Annotated in this window: 1 rRNA gene; it reads right to left on the bottom strand. The window is 35.2% G+C overall.

Annotation, left to right across the window (positions count from 1 at the left end):
- Positions 1–98, bottom strand: a 16S ribosomal RNA gene (locus AC1DTM_RS22400); the annotation flags it as partial.
- Between the last annotated feature and the right edge of the window lie 2,479 nt (positions 99–2,577).

The following is a 2,577-nucleotide window of genomic DNA, read 5'->3' as shown; positions in this document are numbered from 1 at the left end:
AACTTCATAAGAGCAAGCTCTTAATCCATTCGCTCGACTTGCATGTATTAGGCACGCCGCCAGCGTTCATCCTGAGCCAGGATCAAACTCTCCAATAAAGTTAGTTTGTCTAGCATCTAAAAATAAAAATTGACGTTTACGTTGTTTGTTTCGTTCAGTTTTCAAAGAACTTGTTTGTCGCTCATTTGCGACTCCCTTATGTTAACATTTTCATATTTCAATGTCAACCAAGTTTTTTTATTTCTTTTGTCGCTTTCTGCGTTGTTGCTATCGGCGACTTGTTCTATACTACACCTCTATAGGCTAATCGTCAATACCTTTTTATAAAGATATTTAATTTAATATGTTCACACCACTTTATCCCGCTATTTGCGGACAGTAAGACTCMCACCTCAAAGTTCGGCTGAAGCAAAGAAGCTAGTAGTGAGCCTGACGATCCATAAATTCCCGATTAGTAAAGGTTACATAAGAATCCACGAAGACTTTACTAAATAGCAATCATTGTCTACCTCTATCTACTAATCTCGCCTAACAAACCTCTCTATTTCAAGAGGACTATCCCCCGTACATTACTGGGTTCCACAAGAAATTCTTTTCTAGCAACTTCATTTACTCTCCTTATCTTAATTACAATATCTCTTTCTAACAGTGCACACACTCTCCTGAACCATTCATAATAGAATGAACCGACTATAGACTAGATTCAATTAATATTAAAAATTATGATGAGTAAAGGACCATTCGTAGATTATTTCATAAAACCAGTTGGAAATAGAATAATTGGTTCGTTTACAGATTTCACGATACTTTCATAGAAAAACACTCATTATTTTGATACACGTCAACTATAGACAAGAACAAGACACTAAAACATATGAACATACAGCTGTCATAGCGCCGTGGCTCACGAACCTATACGGTCTATAGTGAGAGTAGTGATGGCACACTACAATCTTGCACGTCAGCGATACCAAAAATGGACTTCGCCTTTGGTATCAAGAATCACACTGATGTTAATCAGGTTGCCCCTTTAGCAATGGGAGTGTCAATAAATCCAATATTAATAATCAAATATACTTTACTGAAGAACCACTTCACTAAAGTATGTAAAGTTACAAGCTATACTGGAAATCCGAACCTAGTATGGCAGCTCTTCTTTAAACACATATGTCCAATAGAAAATAAGCGCCTCAATTGATTGAGTATGCCCATTACACCATTCAAGAACAAACGTTCCTACCTCTTGTTATACACCACTACTTCCTTGCATTTAAGTAATCACACTATAATTTTTCACTTACACTTATCTTCTATATAAAAGCTCCAAAATTATAAAATTTAAAGAGTTGTATCCTATATCTATATACAGAAAACAGTAAGCTTTTCCGTTAGAAGAGCAAATAGCATTGCTAACAAAGCATATAGTTTCATTATTTCCAACCAAATTACAAATAGAGTATATAACTACCTGCATTTATTCCCGATGAGCCCATTCTTCCTCCAACTTATTTATATCAACGTGATAATAAAGACAAATATGCTGTTCAAATAGCAACCAGTGGCCAACTATACTTTAGTTATCTTATTTATAAGGCTACACAAAAAAAGATTCTTATCCAACTACTAGAGGAAACAAGTAGAACTTATAAAAAAGCTGAACACTATGTACAAGAGCAGTTCCAATATTACTACTCACAACTGATCTTCCCGCCCCAGAGATTTCCTTGGGAATTTCGTGTAACAAACTACAAAGAAGATTATAGAGTCTAAACATTAATCCACACATCTTTATCCAAAATGTTATATGCGAAAGTACTACATAAGACTTTCAAGAACTATATTTTGAAATTATCGCCGCTCTTCAAAAGCCAGATTCAGAAAAAAGAACACGCGCTATTATCTTTTTAACTCCACCACTTTCACCATATAACTATTTAAAACAAATAAAGTGAAACTTTAATCAGTGGGGGTTTACGGGCAGCAGGGCTCCCACCTAACTTCTTTGCTCCAGCTGAATTTTGAGGTGGGAGTTTTACTGCCCGGCGAATAGCGGGATAAATGAAATAAATAGCCTGTTACAATGAACTTTTTTCTTCAAACTTTTTCATGTACCACTATTCGGGTTCACTTCAATTTAACATGTGGTAGCTTCTTTGCTATTCACGAATTAAAGCCATTATCATACGAAACAATTCAGAGATTAAACATCCCGTCATTAAAGATGTCTAAGAAAAAGATCCTCATAAATGGAGTGAACTTGTTTAAAAGCCATATTTATTCAGTTTATTATCTTCATTGATCCGTGGATTTCAAATAACTACAAAGCTATTACAAATAAACACTATGCTACTTGCTCATGAACGTTTTGAGCTTATCGATGTAAGAAACAAAGTGAAGCCTATATAAATACACTTACCTTTAAACAAATAAGCTTGTTATCAATAGGTTTCTTGAACCATAGATAACAAGCTTATTTCATTAAACACAAAAAAGACGAGTCATTCTGACTCATCTTAAAGTTGCTTGGCGACGTCCTACTCTCACAGGGACAAGGTCCCAACTACCATCGGCGCTAGA

The organism is Bacillus sp. P4_D3 (assembly GCF_056401855.1).
This window is presented reverse-complemented; position numbering and strand designations above follow the sequence as displayed.